Source organism: Campylobacter sp. RM12647, assembly GCF_020138135.1.
GTDB lineage: Bacteria > Campylobacterota > Campylobacteria > Campylobacterales > Campylobacteraceae > Campylobacter_E.
Genome location: NZ_JACGAS010000010.1, coordinates 43,415 through 60,972, shown reverse-complemented (window position 1 = coordinate 60,972; position 17,558 = coordinate 43,415). Strand labels below are relative to the sequence as shown.

Sequence of the window (17,558 nt, the reverse complement as noted above, 5' to 3'; positions counted from 1 at the left end):
TTTTTTATTTTATGTAGGCTAGAATTTAAAAACCCACCCATATCACAAATATTTAAATCCATATTTAACTCTCCTTTAACTAAACTTATATCGGTTAATTTTATTTTTCTTTAAGAGTTTTTAGTAATAATTTACTAAATTTTTAAAAAAAGGAGAGATTATGAAAAAATTATTATCAGCTATTTTATTATTATTAGCTTTATCATCTATTGCTGATGCAAGAACAAGACCTTATAATCACTGCACGATTACTTGGTATGGCAAATTATATTGCAGCCCACATATCAATGATTAATCAAAAGAATTACGAATTTATTCGTAATTCATATATAAGTTTTACTGCATTTATAAAATACAAAATTATTAAAAATTAAAAGAATTTAAATCTACTTATTTTTTATAAATATACCTAAACCACAAATTAGCATAATCAATCAAAGCACTTCTTTTATTTTTTGCAAAAAACTCATCATATTCATTGATTTTTACATATACGCTTTTAATAAATTCTCCATTATCAACGCCACCACCAACTCCTACAATATCATCATCACTAACCCTAGCAAAAAATAAATGTTGAGTATTTACCCCACTACCAAATCCTGTATAAAATTTATTAATATAAACTAATTTTTTAGGCTTAAATCCTAATTCTTCTATACATTCATCTAAGGCGATTTCTTCTAAGCTTTTGTTTTTATCAATTATCCCACTACATAATTCAACCGAAAATCCACTCTCATAATCTTTACATTTTTCGTAATAATATAAAGGTGCTCTAAATTGTTTTACAAATATAAAACTATCCTTGCTCTCGTGATATAACATAATACTAACAGAATCAAAAGACTTTATAAAATCCCAATCTACCTTATGCTCGTTTATAACAAAACTAGCTCTTAAAGGTTTTATAAAATCTGATTTTTTAAACTCAACTATTTTAAAATCACTTATATCAATTTTCATTCAAGCTCCTTTAAAACCTTAAGCCCTATTTCATCAAATTGTTTATTTTTATAATGATTTTGCATTAGATTATCAATACTTGCAGCAAAAATCATATAAATATATGACAAATCTTGAGTATTTAATGCTTTATAAAAATACTCATCATCAAGCCCGCTAGCTATAATATCTATAGCTTCTTCGTAATTATTAAACTCATAGCCTAATAGTTCTAAAAATCTTTTAGCATTTGAATTAACCACAAAAATAGGCTTTTTTAAAAGAAAATTACTAAGCATTAAAGCCGTATCAAAACCAATGCCTTTAATATCCATAATCCAATCAAAACTAGCATTATTAATAAAGTCATCAAAACTGCTAAAATCATTCACAATTGCCTTTGCTAAATCGCTAATTTTTTTTGCTTTTGTATTATAAAATCCACTTGCTTTTATTAACTCGGCTAGTTCTTTTACATCAATTAAAGCAAGTTTGTTTATAGAATTTGAAATAGAAATTTCAACATTTTTTAATGCTTTTTGAGTGTTTTGCCACTTGGTATTTTGACCTATTAAAAGAGCTAAAAATTTTGAAAAATCATCATAATTTTGCCATTCATAAGAACCTTGTAAATTATGTTTTAATAACGCTTTAAAAATACTAGCTCCATTAATCATTCAAATCCTTTTTTAGTTCATAAAATTGTTTAGCGATACGACCATTTTTTGTGCCTTTTAAATTTGCAAATTCTAAAGCCTTAGCCTTTATCTCATCACTAAATTCATCTTTAAATAATGATTTTACAATGCTTAAATACTGCTCTTGGCTCATTGAATAAAAATTAAGCCATATTCCAAATCTTTCTTTTAAAGCAAATCTATCATCGCTTTCATCTTTAAAATCAGCGTCTTGATAATTTATATTACTTGATTTTAAAAGATTTTTATAATTTGAGCTTAAAATAAACATTATATTATCACTTAATTTCTCACATCCACCATCTAAAATCGGCTTTAATGCCTTAAAACTATCATCATTTATACTAAAGCTTATATCATCTAAAAATATTACGAATTTGTATTCTAATTCGCTTAAATCATCAATAATATATCTTAAATGCGATAAATCTTCTTTAAAAACCTCAACTATTCTTAAATCACTTTTAATAAATTCATTAAAAATAGCCTTGATTAAACTAGATTTGCCACAACCTTTTGCACCGGCTAATAAACAATGCTGATAGGCTTTGTTTTGTAAAAAATTATTCATATTATTTTTTAAGATATTAAATTCTTTATCCAAAAACAAAAGGTCTTTAAAATCAACCAAATCAAGGTTTTTAATAGGCTTAAAGCTACTAGTTCTTGCTCTATAACTAGCAGCTTTAAATTCTTTAAACAATGCTATCAAAACTAACTTCTTTTAAATCAGCCACACAAGCAATGTGCTTATAAATGCTATAAACTAATGCTAAGCGATTGTTTTTAATCTCTAAATCATCAACATTTATCATAACATTATCAAAAAACTCATCAATGATAGGTTTAAGTGCAAAAATCTTACCTAAATTATCGCTCACATCATCACTAAAACTAATATCTTTATAAGCTTTATATAATTTAATCTCATATTCATTACTTAATTTGCTTTCATCACAATATAAATCTTTACTATCTTTTATGATATTTGCAAGTCTTTTAAATGTTGAGATTTTGCTCTCATAATCTTTATCTTTTGCTAGATTTATAAGTGCTTTTATATTCTCATCAATTACTACTAAATCATTATTATTCACATTTAAAACTGCTTTTATAAAAGATGAATTTACGCTATATAAAGCATTAAATCTATCTGTAATAAAATTAAGCAATTTAACTTTATCATAATCTTTATAAAGACCTTTAAACTCGTTTAATAAATCTAATAAATTAAATTTAACGCCTAAATCAATTAGAATTTTAATAATACTTAAAGCTGCTCTTCTTAATGCGTAAGGGTCTTTATTACCACTTGGAAGCTTGTTTATACTAAATAAAGCCATTAAAGTATCAAGTCTAGTTGCTAAGATTACAATTTTACTTAATTTTGTGCTTGGGATAACATCATATAAGTATTGCTCTTTAATAGCAGTGCAAACTTCACTAGAATACCCCATATTAGCAGCATAATATGAGCCTACAATTCCTTGTAATTCAGGGAATTCGCCTACCATTTGTGTTCTCAAATCAGCCTTGCTAAGTGTGATTGCATCTTTTATATTTTTTGTATTTTCATAAGCAAATAATTTTGCTAATCTTAAGGCAATTTCTTCTTCTCTTTGTTCTTTTTGTGCTATTGTGCCTAATTCTTGCATATAAATTGTATTGTTTAATAATTCAGGTTGTAAGCCAAGTTTTAAGTCATTTTCCCAGAAAAACAACGCATCGCTAAGCCTTGCTCTTAACACCTTTTCATTACCTTTTTTTATAGTTTCTAAATCAGGATTGAATGAATTTGTAATTGTTATAAAATTATTGCTTAAAGAATTATCCTTATATACTGCAAAATAGCGTTGATTTTCTTTCATTGAAGTAATTATTACTTCAGGTGCAACCTGTAAAAATTCTTTATCAAAACTACCTAAAAGCGCTGATGGATATTCAGTAATTGCTACAACTTCTGCTAATAATTCTTCATCAATTTCAGCTTTTAAATTCCATAATTTTTCAATATTTCTTATCTCACTTAAAATGATTTCTAATCTATCTTTAGGATTTAAGATAACTTTGCCTTCTTTTAAAGTCTTAAAATACTCATCTTGGGTATTAAAAGAGATTTTATCCATACTAATATTTCTATGAACGAAAGTACTTTTACTTGAGTTTATATTAAACAAACTTGCATTAATTAATTCATCATCCATCATAACGCATAGTCCAGTAATTGGGCGAATAAAACTAAAAGTATTTGCACCCCAACGCATACTTTTACCAAAATTAAGACTTGTAATAAAGCTTTCTAAAATATCATTTATTAATTCGCTAAATAATTTACCTTTTTCTATTTTTTCTACATATAAACAAACTTTTCCTTTAATTTCTTTAAAGCTAAGTTCGTTTTCGCTAATATCTGCTTTTGCTAAAAAACTCTCACCAGCTTTACTTAATTTCCCATCTTTATAGGCTACTTCTTTAGGAGCTCCGATTAATTCTATAACGCTATCGTTTGCTCTTTCGTTTGCTTTAAATGTAAAAACAAATCTTCTAGGAGTGTATAAAAACTCTAAATTACTAAATTCAATATTATTTGCTTTTAAAACCACTTCTAATTTATCTTTTATATTTGGTTCTTCTTTTAAAAAAGGAATTGCAGGTAATTCTTCTGTAGTTATTTCTATTAAAAACTTTCTCATTTTATCTCCTTAAATGTAAAACCTTGCTCTTTAAGAATTTTTCCAACTTCTTCTTGATGAGCTTTGCCTTTAGTCTCAAGTGTGATTGTAATATTTGCATCACCAAAATCAGTGCCTAATCTATCATAATCAACTTTTATTATGTTTGCTTGTGCGTCTTTTAAAGCCTTAGTTAAATCAAGTAATGCCCCTGCTTTATCAATTAAAGTTACGCATATTTGCATTTTTCTATAACTTTTAATAAGACCTTTTTCAATAATATTATTTAGCATTGTAATATCTATATTTCCACCACTTAAAATACAAACTACATTGCCGCTTAGATTAGGAATTTTGCCGTGCATTACAGCAGCTACACTTGCTGCTCCTGCACCTTCAACTACTTGTTTATGTTGCTCTAATAAAAATAAAACCGCATTAGCTATTTCTTCATCGCTAACCATAACCATATCATCTACATTATTTTTAATTATATTAAAGCTATCTTCATTAACATCTCTTACAGCTATACCATCAGCTATTGTTTTTACCTTGTTTGAGTTTATGATTTTACCTTCATTAAAGCTATTTAGCATAGCACTAGCACCCTTGCTTTGCACTCCTATTACTTTAATATTTGGATTAATTTGTTTTGCTGCACTAACAATACCGCTAATTAAACCGCCACCGCCTACTGGAACGATGATATAAGAAATATTGTTTAATTCTTCAATTAGTTCTAAAAATATAGTCCCTTGTCCTGCCATTACAAACGGGTCAGCAAATGGGTGAATAAAGGTTAGATTTTTAGTCTTTTCTAACTCTTTTGCGTAAGCATAAGCTTCATCAAAATTATCGCCTTTAAGTATTACATTAGCACCTAAATTAGCTGTGCTGCTTACTTTATTTACTGGTGTTGATTCTGGCATTACGATATGAGCTGTTATACCAAACTTTGAAGCAGAAAAAGCTACTCCTTGAGCGTGATTTCCTGCACTTGCTGCAACTACTCCTAGTTTTTTTTGCTCTTCATTTAAACTTGCAATCTTATTATAAGCGCCCCTTATCTTATAAGCTCCAATTGTTTGAAGATTTTCACATTTTAAATATATATTATATTTATCATTTGATAAAAATCTTGAATAATTAAAAGGCGTTTTAATTGCCACATCATATACTTTTTCTTTAGCCGCATATATTTTGCTAAGCTCTATCATCTTTCTTCCTTTCTAGGTAAAATCCACACTCTAAATGCTCTGAATTTATAAATTGGTCAAACAAAACAAATCTTTTTAACTCGTGAGTTTTGCATAATTTTTCTAAATCTATTTTAGCCGTTAATGGATTGCATGAAATATAAATTATATTATCATAGTTTTTTACTAAATTAACACATTCGCCTAAACCGCATCTTGGAGGGTCTATTAAAATATGTGAAAAACAAAAATCATCTAAATTTAAATCTTTTAGCCTATTAAAAGCTCTTACCTTATTAAAAGCGTCTTTTACTTCACTATCTTTTAGCCTTGCTGTAAAAATATTATTTACATTATTTAATTTGCAATTTTTATTTAAAAATGCCACATTTTTTTTACTAAGTTCTGTTGCAAAAACTTTTTTAAAAAATGGTGCAAGTGCTAAGGTAAAATTACCATATCCACAATAAAGCTCTAATAAATCATCGCATTTTTTATCTTTAAGACAAGATTTTGCAAACTCAAGCATATTTTCATTCATACTTAAGCTAGGTTGGATAAAACACTCATCATTAAACTCATACTTAATACCATTGCTAAAATGCTCTAAAATATCGCTTGGATATGATATTCTTTGTTTTCTTGATTGCATTATTAAATTAAGCTTTAAATTGGTTAATTTGCTTAATTTTTCGTAATAATTTTCTATTTTAAATTCTTTTATGTCTTTATGATATAAAAGCAAAACATTTAAAGTATAAAAGCTCTTAAAAAATCTAATCTCAAATAATTTATCTTTTAAAACTTCATCTAAAGCCTTAAGTAATTTAGGCATAAATTCTCTTATCTCATCACATATAAAAGAAGTATCAAAATCAGTTATTTTTACCTTATCTTTAAACATAGCATAAGATATTTCGCCGTTATTTTTGTATAAAGCAAAATTAACCCTAGTTCTTAAGCCATCTTTATAAATCTTCTCGCAAGGAATTTGAAATTCCTTGCAAACTAAGTCAAATTTATTCAACTTTTTTTCCTATTAAGCGAAGTGCTAAGCTCATCATAACAACACCTAAAATAATTGTTAAATACACATTTAAGCCAAGACTTACAGGAATATATCCAAAAATTACGCTAATAGCACACACTAAAAGAGCATAAGGCATTTGAGTTTTAACATGCGCACTTAATTCGCATTTTGCACTCATTGCACTTAAAATTACGGTATCAGCTATCGGAGAACAATGGTTTCCAAAAATAGCACCTGTTAAAACACAAGAAATATTTATAACCATATATTCATGAAGTTCATTTCCACTCATACCTGCTTCAAGACCAACTGCGTGTGCAAGTGGGATTGCTAAAGGCATTAAAATACCCATAGTTCCATAACTTGTGCCTATTGCAAAACTCATAGCCGAGCCGATTAAGAAAATTAAACTAGGAAGTAATACATGCGGAGTTGAGCCTGATAGTAATTGAACTATGTATTTATGAGTGCCTAATTCTTTTACAATTGCAGCTAAGCTCCAAGCAAAAAGTAGCATTGCAATAGTAAATATCATACTCTTCCAGCCATGTAGCCAAGTCTCTACTGCTTCTTTGTGATTGATTTTTTTGCGAACTAGACCTAAAATAACTGCTACAACACTAGCAAATAATGCAGCTTGAAATAATGCTAAGCTTGAGTTTGCTTCACCTAAAGTAGTTCTTATCGCATAAAAACTTAAATAATTTTCTTCAATCTTGCTTAAAATGTCTGCTTTATCAGGGTCATCTATAATTGCATTTAAACCACTAAAATAAAAACTTGCTAAAGCTGTAATAATAAGAGTTAAAATAGGAATTAAAGCATCACTAATTTTATGCTCTACTCCATCATTTGGTTTTAATTCACGCTCAAGTTCAGCTCCAACATCAAGTGCAGCTTCACTTACTATTCCTGCACGAGCATTTTTTTCAGCTATATACATTGAGCCAAATTCTCTTTGCTGAATAGCTGTTAAAACAACGAAAATTAGCATAAAGATATTATAAAATCTATAAGGAATTGTTTGCATAAATACTCCAAAAGCATTTACATCGCTAATTCCTACTAAAGAATAAGCAGTTTTAATAAGTCCAACTTCAATACCTATCCAAGTAGAAATTATCGCAATTCCTGCAACAGGTGCAGCGGTGCTATCAAGTATGAAGCTTAATTTCTCACGAGAGATTTTAAACTTATCAGCAATTGGTCTCATAATAGGACCAACGGTTAAACTATTTGCATAATCATCAAAGAAAATACAAAGCCCTATAAGCCAAGTGCTAACTTGAGCTGAAACAGGACCTTTTACAAAGCGAGTAAGCGCAAGTGCAACTGCGTTTATTCCACCCATTTTAGTAATTAATGCAACCACACCACCTATACAAAATACTTGCAAGATTACTCCTGCATCATCGCTATCTATCATAGCATCTAGCAAATGTTTTACTATATTTGAAAATGACGCTAAAAATAAATTTACCCAATCCATAAAAGATGGATTATTATAAGTAAATGTATAAGTATCATTTACAATATTTGCTGTGTAAAAATTAGCAAAAGCTAGAAGAAAAGTCCCCGTAAAAACACCTATAAATAAAGATAAAATTACTTCACGAGTAATAAAAGCTAAAATAATAGCCATTAAAGGCGGTAAAAGTGTTAAAACGCCATACAATTGCATATTGCTAACGCTTGTATCAGCTGCGTTTGCAAATATACTAAAAAACATTAAAAACAAAAATCTCATTTTAAATTCCTATTTTAAATTCTACATTCTTTTTGATACTAAACAAGCCGTAATAAAGGCAACAAATGCTACTAAAACTATATAAGCTCCACCACCGATTTGATATAAAAATGGTGGATTTTCACCAATTGCAACTTTGTTTAAAAACGGCAATAATATAGGAGTTATAAATCCTGCTATTGCGTAAGCTAGGTTGTAGCTAAAGCTAATTCCACTATAACGAATTTTTGCAGGGAAAATCTCAACCATAATTAAAGGCGTAAAGTTCATAAGTCCTGCACTAAGAGTTGCTAATAAATAAAAACTCACAAGTAAATTAATATCCTTGCCTATATACAACTCATAAAAATACAACGCACCAAAAACACCCCAAAGAATGGCAAAAATCTTATAAATCCTACTAATTCCAAATTTATCACTTAAAAATCCTGTTAAAACACAACCAATCATCATAGCAAGTATTCCATACATTTGAAAAAGGGTATTATCAACAGGGTCTAATTTCATAACAGCTTTTACGAAATTTGGAGCAATTAATAAAAATACAACCACACAAGCAGTTAAAACCCAAGTAACTAAAATAGAAATAAATATCCCAAATCTATGATTTTCTATAACATCTTTTATAGGAAGTTTTACTAAAGAATCGCTTTCTTTCATCTTTTTAAATACAGGAGTTTCATTTAAATAGCGTCTAAGATATAAAGAGATTATTCCAAAAACACCGCCTAAAGCAAATGGAATTCTCCAACCCCAATCCTTTAGCTCTTCAGTCGTAAAATTAAGCTGCATAATAAGTGCAACCAAACAACCAAGTAAAATTCCACCAACAACGCTTGAAGTTAATAAGCCTATAAATAGACCTTTTTTGTTATCTTCACTATGTTCTCTTACAAATACCCAAGCACCAGGTAGCTCTCCACCTATTGCCATACCTTGAAAAATACGAACAAATAAAAGTGCAATAGGGGCTGCATATCCAATTGTCTCATAAGTTGGAATAATAGCAAGTGCAAAAGTAGGAATTACCATAAGTAAAATACTTAGCATAAACATATTTTTTCTACCAAATTTATCTCCAAAATGTGCCATCACAACGCCGCCTAAAGGACGAGCTAGATAAGCTGCTGCAAATGCTCCATAAGTATTTAGCTCTTGCCAAAACGGACTAAGCGTATTTGGGAAAAAATGATGTGCAAAATAAGATGAAAAAAATACAAATATAATAAAGTCATAAAACTCAAGAGTTCCACCAAGTGAGCTTAAGGCTAGAGTTTTTACTTCTTCTTTGTTTAATTTTTTTGTCATATATCTCCTTTTTCGTAATTTAATTTATCTCTATTAATAGCCAATTCTTCATAAGCTTCGCTAATAAATTTATTTATTTGATAATCAAATGATGAAGTATGAGATAAACCTACAATTACTTGAACTTTAGCACCTTTTACTCCAAAACGATTTTTCATAGCTTCTTGCCTAACTTCATCTATATAACTCTTAACTACAACCTCATCTTCATTAATAATAAAAACTAAAAACTCATTTCCACTCCAACGAGATATGTATTTTTCATAGTTTTCACTATTTTTTCTTAATATATATGCAAATTCTTTTAAGACTTCGTTGCCTAATTCTGTTGTGTATTCTTCGTTAATTTTTCTTAAGTTATTAATCTCTATTACTATTACACTAGCTTGAGTAATTACATCTTCATCAGCATTATGCTCAAGTTTTGCATTCATAATTTCTAAGAAAGAATATTTATGATAAGTTTCAGTTAAGGTGTCAAAACTAGTAAGTCTTTTTAAATGGCTCTTTCTGTTTTCATCATTAACAAATCTAATAACCTGACCTAATTCCATAATAATTTGGGTAAAAAATATAGCACTAACTACGCAAATTATATTGATAATATATATAAATACTTGTCCTGGCTCTTGATACGCCTTGTCGCAATAGAAAAATAAAAATAAATATAACAAGAAATAAACAAAAGGAAATATAAAAATTAAAGCAGAATATTTTCTTAAATTAAGATAATAATAAGATGTAAGCATAATTAAATATAAATCAAATCCATATCCCCAACCAATACTTAAAGAAAAATAAGTAGCTGTAAAAATTGATTCTAATTGAAATAAATACCAAGCATAATGCCTAACGCTTATAAAATTTACTCTTATAATTTTTTTAAACAATGATGATTTAAAAGATTTTTTACCATTTAAAATCTTTCTATATCTATTATAAAAATAATTTTTTTCTCCAAAACTCTTATAAAGTTTTCTACCAACAAACAATAAGAATAAAAAAGCTAAATAATATAAAGATGTTGCAAAAATTTCATAAGAAGTAATTATAAAACCATTGTAATAAAAAATCAAACCAGTAAAAAATCTAGCAAAAAATAAAAATAGACTATTTACTAATATCAAAACTTCATATTTAACCACTTTAAACCTTTTAATTTATATCGTCATATCCACTTTTATACAATATATACTCACGACCCATTGTTTTTGTTTCATATTTTAATTTTACGGTTTCATTTATTTTTTCTAATAAAACTTTAGGTCTTTTTTGAGTATCTATATGCTTGTGGTATTTTGCAACAATTTTTAAATAAATATCAAAATTATCTTTTTTCTTTCTAATCATCTTATCAAAATCTTTGCTTATTGATTCAAGTAAGAAATAAAACTTAGAGCTTTCTTCTTCTAAAATTAATACAAAAGTATTTAAATCCCATTTAATTATAATTTCATCATTAGGATAATAAACTCTTAAAAGACTTAAGAATTCATTCATTACTTTATTTTGGTAGTAGTAATCTATCTTAAAATATGAATCTTGGTCTTTTTGAACAAAAGCTATCTCAAATATACAAACATTAAGATTATTGTATTGATTTTGTTGTCTTTGTAAAAGCAATTGTGTGAAATCTTTTTTATCAATTAGATTGAATTTAGTATGTATTTTTTTAGTTATTTTTATATGACTTTTATTTACAGATAATTTTTCTATATCTTCTATTGATTTTAGACCTACTACATGGTTGCTAAATACTATGCTAGAAAAAACTACAAAAACAGAAATTATAAATAATAAATTAGAAAAAAAACTCTCCTTATAATAAGGATGCCAAAAATAATAATCAATTAAAAATAAAGATATAAATATAGTTAATAGCACTAAATAAGTAATATTTGCTATCAATAATCTTTTTTTAGAATCATTTATAAACATTATATAAATCAAAGTGGCTAGCAAAATAATATATAAATGAGCCCCACCTGCCATAGAATATAAATATATATTACAACAAATAGCAATGATTATACATGCCCCACCACCCATAAAGCTAAACCAGTCAAGATACCTTGCTACTGATTTTTTCTTTCTATTTAAAAGTAAGGCATAAAATAAACAAGCACAAACAATATATAAACTTGATATAAAAAATTCTTTAGCAAAAAGCATAGTAATACCTAAAAAACCAAATGTAATAATTATGGTTAATATTAAAATTACATAAATTCTTTTTAAGGTAATATTATGATTTCTTATATCTTCATAGGTATCATAAAGCTCTTGTATAAATTCTACTCTTTGACTATCGTATTCTCGCATTATGCCTCGTCATAACTATAATCATCGTCATCATACATATCTTCATCATATATGTTATATTCATCAAGACTGCTTAATTCATCATCAAAATCTTGCTCAAATTCGTCATCAAACTCATCTAACTCATCGTCAAATTCGTCTAATTCATCATCAAAGTCATCATATTCACTAAAGCCATCTAACTCGTCATCTTCATAATCTAAAAACTCATCATCATCGTAAGCCATATAATTTTCCTTAATAAAATTAAAAATGCTAATATACCATTTTATTTATATTATTTGTTAAAATCTAAGCAAAAATAAAGGAAAAAAATGCAACTTACACACATAAACGAGCAAAATAATCCTACTATGGTTGATGTTAGTGATAAACAAATTACTAAAAGAAGAGCTTTAGCAAGTGGCAAAATCACAATGAACGAAGAAGCTTTTAAAGCAGTTTTAAACGGAAATGCTAAAAAAGGAGCGGTAATAAATACAGCTATTGTTGCAGCTGTTATGGGAGCTAAACAAACATCAAATCTAATCCCAATGTGCCATCCACTACCAATTAGTAAAGTTGAAGTAGATATTGAGCCAATTGAGAATGAATTTGCTTTTAGACTAAATGCAGTGGTAATCACCGAAGGAAAAACAGGTGTAGAAATGGAAGCTTTAAATGCTGTTAGTGTAGGCTTATTAACGATTTATGATATGGTTAAAGCAATTGATAAAACAATGGTTATTGATGATATAAAATTATTAGAAAAAGACGGAGGCAAAAGTGGTCAATTTAGAAGAAATTAAAGCTGATTTAAAGATAGAATATCCTTGCAACTGGAGCTATAAAGTAATACTTGATAAAGATGATGATATAAATGAATTAGTAAAAAAGCTAGATATTAAAAATGCAAAAATTGAAAGTTCAAAATCTACAAGTAATTATAAAAGCTATAACCTAAGCCTAGAAGTGCCAAATGAAGCTTATAGATTAGAATTATTTTCTACTCTTAAAAAACATTCTAAATTTGTTTTATAAGGAAAAACTATGAAGAATATATTATTTAATGAAATACAAGAAAAAGCAAAAAAAGAATTTATTAATTCAAACGATGATGGATTAATCGCTAGATTATATACCAAGTATTGTGAAGAGCTAGAGAATTTAGAAGCGCTTACAAATGAGAATAAAAATATAGTTTTAAAAGCCCTTTTAAGAGCAAAAATGTCTATAAAAGAGCAAGAGATTTATACTCTTACAAATGAGCTTGAGATGATTAGAAAAGAGATAAAGTCAAAAGAATTAGAGCTTTATAATATTACAAAATCAAGTTTTAATGAGCTAAGTAAGGTAGTTCAAAATGATATTCAAAAAGAATACCTTGAAGAACTTATGTTAAATGAAGCAAACTCATTACAAATTCTTTACGAAACTTCTCAAAATGCTTTTATAAATGTTCTTGAAACAAATGCGATGATAGAAGAAAGATGCTTTTTAATAAGTAATTTTATGCTAATTAACGCACTTGAATATGCTAAGTTTAATAAGGATAAAATAATTAATGCAGCTGAACTTATCTTAAAAGCAGCACTTGAACTAGCAAATGAATGGCAAAGCTATGCTGAAGAGCTTTTGACTGGAGTATTAAATGGACTTTTAGAAGGTATATTTGCTATCTTAGAAAGGCTTAAAAAGGATTTAGAAGTTAGCTTAAGTGATAATGAACTTGATAATATGAAACTATCTCTTCTAAGTCTTGAGCGTGATTTTATAGCTATGATTAAGACAAATCTAAATAACGATGCTTCAGGTAAGGCACTTGAAAATATTTTAAATAATAAACTTGATAATAATTTTGCTAAATTTGCAAGATTAGTAAGAGAAAACAAGCAACTACTAAATATAAAATTAATCAAATTTCAAAATAGCGAACTAAATGAAAAAATCAAAAAAGAATTAAATACTTTAGAAAAAGCTTATAATGAATTTGATGTAAAAAAATTAGCTTCAAATATTTTCACAAAATTTAAGAAGAACTAAAAAAAGAATTTGAAACTCTCGTTTCAAATTCTAAAAATTATTTAACTTTTATATTACTAAAAATTGCTGGAGTATAATTTACACCCATATTAAATACTTTTTCATCAACCTTTTTAGCATATTCATTTTTTCTATCTTGGTCAATTTTTTTGTATTCAACACCATCTTGATAATATTTTCTTAATATTGCGATTTTTTCTTCATCAGTTTTAGCTGTTTTGATTTCATCAAAAATATTAAGCGATTTATCTAAAGCATTCTCGTGCATTGGAAGTGGAGTTAAAACAAATTTAATATTAGTTTTTTTCAAATCTTCTTCTATATTTTTTAAATGTTCTCTACAATAAGGACAATCAGGGTCGCTAAATACTACCATTGCAGTATTGCTATTTTGCTTTCCTAGATTAATAATCATATCAGGATTTTCTTTAACAAAATCTGTTAATAATAAGCTTAATTTCTCTTGTTTTTCTTTTTCTTTTTTAGCCATAAAACTAGCTTTTAAATCTATACTTTCTTTCATATTAAGCATAGTTGGTGTTCCATAAACTCCATCACTAAAGAAAACATCAGAGCCAACTACAACTCCATCTTTTAATAAATTAAACTCTACCATTTCAAATTTTGAATCAGGAACTTTATCAACTTTTACTAATTCTACTTGAATATTTTCTGGTGTAATTGTTTTTACAAATTCTATAACTTTATCACTAATTTTACTAGCACTTAAAGCGCTTACAACCGACATTGCTAATATTATTTTTTTCATACTAATCTCCTTAAAAAAATAAAAGTTTAATTTTGCATTAAATAGCGTTTATTGTCAATATTTTTTACACCCTTTAAAGTGTCTAAATACTCAAGTAAAGCAATGGCATATTTTCTACTTAAGTCATATTCATTTTTAAGTTCTTGCACTCCTACACCTATTTTTAAAATAGGGCTTATGTTTTTTACAAATTCTTCAAGTGCTTGTGTGCTAATAAAATAATTATGTGCTAATCTTTTTACCTTATTTTGAGAACATAATTTCTTCATAATATCATCGCCACTTTTTCTATCTAAATTAAGCTCATCATAGATATTATAAGGAGCTTTTGGGGTTAGGCAATTTAATTCATCATATATTTTTTCTTCATTATTTTCTAATAATTTTTCTAATTTTTCGCCTTTTTTATAAAAAAGACCATTATTAAATTCTAAAAAATCTAAATCTTTTAAAGCCAAATCACACAAAAACTCATCAATTCCTAATGATTTTTCTAAGCTTTTTGCACTTTGTAATGAATAAGGGTTTTTAGTAAAAAGCTCTTTTATATTATTTTTTGTATCTTCTAGGGCTTTTTTTGCATATACACAAGCACCATTTAAATCTACTATCTCGCCTACTTCTTGAGCATATTCTAAGGCTTTTTGAGTGCTTAGATTAAATCTTTGCGGCGCACAAAAAAGCCCAAAACCTGAACTATGATTTTGATTTAATAAAGCAAAAGCACTTTTAAAATCTTTTTGCTCTAAAGCGTTTAATAATTCAATCATTTTTGATTTTTTAAGCGGCTCTGTAAGTGGATTTAACACCACTCCACCAGCAACAGCACGAGCATTTTTTAAGATTATAAAAGGCTCATTAAAACTTAGAGCAATTGGTTTTTTTAATACAAATTTTGCAAATCTATCGTATTGTAAAAATTTCGCTTCAATTTGCTTATTAGCAGCACAAAACAATACATTTTCATCATGCTTTAATTCACCTTCTAAAGTAGTATAAATCTCATTTGCACTTCTTAAATAACCCTTAGAATAAATGATATTTCCTACTTTTAAATTCCCTTTAAAGACAAAAGCAACCCTAGCAGGTGCTACTACGCTTTCTACATTTTTATGCTGAACTTCAATTGATTTTATTTGAATATTTTCTAATTCATCGCTTAAATAAGTTTTGCATTCTAATTTGCCACTTTTTAAAATACCCGTTGCTACAAGACCAATGCCTTTTACATTAAATACTCTATCAACATTGATTTTTAAAGCAAAATCTTCATAATTTGGAACTTTTAAACTCAATAAATATTTTTTAAGCTCATCTATGCCTAATTTGTTTTTAGCACTTACTAAAAATACTCTAATAGGCGTAAAATCAAGTTGCTTTAAAATCTCTTGCTTTTTAGCATCAATATCTTGGCATAAATCAATTTTATTTAAAACTAAAATTATATTTTTTACACCCATAATTTTTAAGATAAAAATATGCTCTAAGGTCTGTGCTTTTAGCCCTTCGTTAATATCTACAACAAGCATTGCGTATTCACTTTGAATACCACCTATCATTGTCTTAACCAAGCTTTCATGACCTGGCACATCAACAAATGAGATATGCTCTAAATGTGAAAAGCTCAAATCAATAGTAATCCCACGCTTTTGCTCTTCAGGTGTATTATCTCCATCAAAATCATTTAAAGCTTTAATTAATGAAGTTTTGCCGTGGTCAATATGACCTGCGGTTGAAATTATTAACATTTATAAAGTCCTTCCTTTCTCCATAGTGCGAAATTTTTTTCATATCCTATGCCGTAATCTTCGTAAAATTTAGGGCAATTAATAGCCATTTCTTGAGTTTTGTTTGGCTCATCGTGTGGATAAATATAGTATTTTTCTTTATCAGGATGATTATTATCTAAATATGTTGGTATTTGCAAGGCTTCATTGTTATTTACAAATTCTAAGGCTTTATTGATTGCTTTATAAGATGAATTTGATTTTTTAGAATTAGCTAGAAAAACTACACATTGAGAAAGTGTAATCCTTGCTTCAGGTAAGCCAATGTCCTTACATATTTGCAAACACGAATTAGCCATTACTAAAGCATTTGGATTTGCATTGCCTACATCTTCACTAGCAAATATACAAAGCCTTCTAGCAATGTATAAAATATCAATACCTGCATTTATCATTCTAGCAAGATATAAGATTGCTGCATTTACTTCACTTGCTCTTAAGCTTTTAATAAGAGCTGAAGTTAGTAAAAACTCATCTTCTTTATTGCTAATATAATTTGGTCTTAGTGTCTTTAGCTTTTCTAGGCTAATATTTTTAAAAACATTTGCGTATCTTAAAAGATTTAGCATTGCTCTTGCATCGTTTGAGCTTGATTTGATTAAATAATCTTTTATTTCTGTGCTTAAATTAGGTTGAGCTTGTTCTAAAATCTCTTTTAATTCATCATAACTTAATGGCATAAACTCAAAAAACAATAACCTAGAGCATAAAGCCTTATTTAGTGAATACAAAGGATTATGAGTGCTTGCAGCTAAAAAATAAAAATTATTTTCTTCTAAAGGTTTTAATAACACATCTTGAACGCCTTTATTTAAGCGATGAATTTCATCAATAAATACAACAGGCTTAAAAAGGCTATCTTTTTTAATAACTTTTCTAAGTTCTTCAACGCTAAAACTAGCACCATCAAACTCATAAAAATTAGTTTTTAATTCTTTTGCTATAAATCTTGCAAAAGTGGTCTTACCTACCCCGCTTGGACCATAGAAAACACTATGCGGAATTTCTTTTGCTTTTATAAACTCATCAAAAATTTCTCTTACTTTATCCTGCCCTACCATT

18 protein-coding genes are annotated in these 17,558 nt (G+C 27.7%); 4 read left to right on the top strand and 14 right to left on the bottom strand.

Going from position 1 to position 17,558, the window contains the following annotated elements:
• The first annotated feature begins 160 nt into the window (after nt 1-160).
• The gene (locus AVBRAN12647_RS05270; RefSeq protein WP_336609439.1) at nt 161-295 is read left to right on the top strand and encodes a hypothetical protein; all 135 of its coding nucleotides are present in this window, start codon (nt 161-163) and stop codon (nt 293-295) included.
• Between the two features lie 95 nt (nt 296-390).
• Here AVBRAN12647_RS05270 and AVBRAN12647_RS05265 read toward each other — a convergent pair whose 3' ends face one another.
• Genes AVBRAN12647_RS05265 through AVBRAN12647_RS05215 form a run of 11 tightly spaced genes read right to left on the bottom strand, consistent with a single transcriptional unit; the run spans nt 391 to nt 12,145 of the window.
• Nucleotides 391-966, bottom strand: coding sequence for an NUDIX hydrolase (locus tag AVBRAN12647_RS05265; RefSeq protein WP_336614794.1), 576 nt, complete (start codon nt 964-966; stop codon nt 391-393).
• Entirely contained in the window at nt 963-1,622 is a 660-nt protein-coding gene (locus AVBRAN12647_RS05260) for a hypothetical protein (protein WP_336614793.1), read from the bottom strand. Before AVBRAN12647_RS05260 ends, AVBRAN12647_RS05265 begins: the two co-directional genes overlap by 4 nt.
• A complete protein-coding gene (locus AVBRAN12647_RS05255; RefSeq protein WP_336608504.1) occupies nt 1,615-2,355 on the bottom strand; it encodes a DUF815 domain-containing protein in 741 nt (246 codons plus the stop codon). The genes AVBRAN12647_RS05260 and AVBRAN12647_RS05255 overlap by 8 nt, the downstream gene beginning before the upstream one ends.
• Entirely contained in the window at nt 2,339-4,336 is a 1,998-nt protein-coding gene (gene glyS / locus AVBRAN12647_RS05250) for a glycine--tRNA ligase subunit beta (protein ID WP_214117443.1), read from the bottom strand. The genes AVBRAN12647_RS05255 and glyS overlap by 17 nt, the downstream gene beginning before the upstream one ends.
• Entirely contained in the window at nt 4,333-5,532 is a 1,200-nt protein-coding gene (ilvA, locus tag AVBRAN12647_RS05245) for a threonine ammonia-lyase (RefSeq protein WP_214120479.1), read from the bottom strand. The genes glyS and ilvA overlap by 4 nt, the downstream gene beginning before the upstream one ends.
• Nucleotides 5,519-6,538, bottom strand: a complete 1,020-nt coding sequence (locus AVBRAN12647_RS05240) for a tRNA (uridine(54)-C5)-methyltransferase TrmA (protein WP_336607159.1) — start codon at nt 6,536-6,538, stop codon at nt 5,519-5,521. Before AVBRAN12647_RS05240 ends, ilvA begins: the two co-directional genes overlap by 14 nt.
• Nucleotides 6,531-8,288 carry a Na+/H+ antiporter NhaC family protein gene (locus AVBRAN12647_RS05235; protein WP_214117446.1) on the bottom strand — a complete coding sequence of 586 codons (1,758 nt, stop codon included), beginning with the start codon at nt 8,286-8,288 and terminating at the stop codon, nt 6,531-6,533. Before AVBRAN12647_RS05235 ends, AVBRAN12647_RS05240 begins: the two co-directional genes overlap by 8 nt.
• A 21-nt stretch (nt 8,289-8,309) precedes the next feature.
• Nucleotides 8,310-9,596 (bottom strand): MFS transporter, encoded by a 1,287-nt coding sequence (locus tag AVBRAN12647_RS05230; protein WP_336609441.1) that lies wholly within the window; start codon nt 9,594-9,596, stop codon nt 8,310-8,312.
• Nucleotides 9,593-10,741, bottom strand: coding sequence for a GGDEF domain-containing protein (locus tag AVBRAN12647_RS05225; protein ID WP_214117448.1), 1,149 nt, complete (start codon nt 10,739-10,741; stop codon nt 9,593-9,595). The genes AVBRAN12647_RS05230 and AVBRAN12647_RS05225 overlap by 4 nt, the downstream gene beginning before the upstream one ends.
• A gap of 10 nt (nt 10,742-10,751) precedes the next feature.
• Nucleotides 10,752-11,918, bottom strand: a complete 1,167-nt coding sequence (locus AVBRAN12647_RS05220; RefSeq protein ID WP_214117449.1) for a hypothetical protein — start codon at nt 11,916-11,918, stop codon at nt 10,752-10,754.
• Nucleotides 11,918-12,145, bottom strand: a complete 228-nt coding sequence (locus AVBRAN12647_RS05215) for a hypothetical protein (RefSeq protein WP_214117450.1) — start codon at nt 12,143-12,145, stop codon at nt 11,918-11,920. The genes AVBRAN12647_RS05220 and AVBRAN12647_RS05215 overlap by 1 nt, the downstream gene beginning before the upstream one ends.
• Before the next feature lie 87 nt (nt 12,146-12,232).
• Here AVBRAN12647_RS05215 and moaC point away from each other — a divergent pair, with 87 nt between their 5' ends.
• Genes moaC through AVBRAN12647_RS05200 form a run of 3 tightly spaced genes read left to right on the top strand, consistent with a single transcriptional unit; the run spans nt 12,233 to nt 13,940 of the window.
• Nucleotides 12,233-12,706 (top strand): cyclic pyranopterin monophosphate synthase MoaC, encoded by a 474-nt coding sequence (gene moaC, locus AVBRAN12647_RS05210; RefSeq protein WP_214117451.1) that lies wholly within the window; start codon nt 12,233-12,235, stop codon nt 12,704-12,706.
• Nucleotides 12,684-12,938 carry an HP0495 family protein gene (locus tag AVBRAN12647_RS05205; protein ID WP_214117452.1) on the top strand — a complete coding sequence of 85 codons (255 nt, stop codon included), beginning with the start codon at nt 12,684-12,686 and terminating at the stop codon, nt 12,936-12,938. The genes moaC and AVBRAN12647_RS05205 overlap by 23 nt, the downstream gene beginning before the upstream one ends.
• Nucleotides 12,939-12,947: 9 nt before the next feature.
• Nucleotides 12,948-13,940, top strand: a complete 993-nt coding sequence (locus AVBRAN12647_RS05200; RefSeq protein ID WP_214119763.1) for a hypothetical protein — start codon at nt 12,948-12,950, stop codon at nt 13,938-13,940.
• Between the two features lie 37 nt (nt 13,941-13,977).
• On the opposite strand, the gene AVBRAN12647_RS05195 is transcribed toward AVBRAN12647_RS05200, so the two are convergent.
• Genes AVBRAN12647_RS05195 through AVBRAN12647_RS05185 form a run of 3 tightly spaced genes read right to left on the bottom strand, consistent with a single transcriptional unit; the run spans nt 13,978 to nt 17,557 of the window.
• Complete coding sequence (locus tag AVBRAN12647_RS05195; protein ID WP_214117454.1) at nt 13,978-14,709, bottom strand: thioredoxin fold domain-containing protein; 732 nt, start codon at nt 14,707-14,709, stop codon at nt 13,978-13,980.
• Between the two features lie 26 nt (nt 14,710-14,735).
• On the bottom strand, nt 14,736-16,457 hold the full coding sequence (gene selB, locus AVBRAN12647_RS05190) for a selenocysteine-specific translation elongation factor (protein WP_214149662.1): 1,722 nt from the start codon (nt 16,455-16,457) through the stop codon (nt 14,736-14,738).
• The gene (locus AVBRAN12647_RS05185) at nt 16,451-17,557 is read right to left on the bottom strand and encodes an AAA family ATPase (RefSeq protein ID WP_336609442.1); all 1,107 of its coding nucleotides are present in this window, start codon (nt 17,555-17,557) and stop codon (nt 16,451-16,453) included. Before AVBRAN12647_RS05185 ends, selB begins: the two co-directional genes overlap by 7 nt.
• Between the last annotated feature and the right edge of the window lies 1 nt (nt 17,558).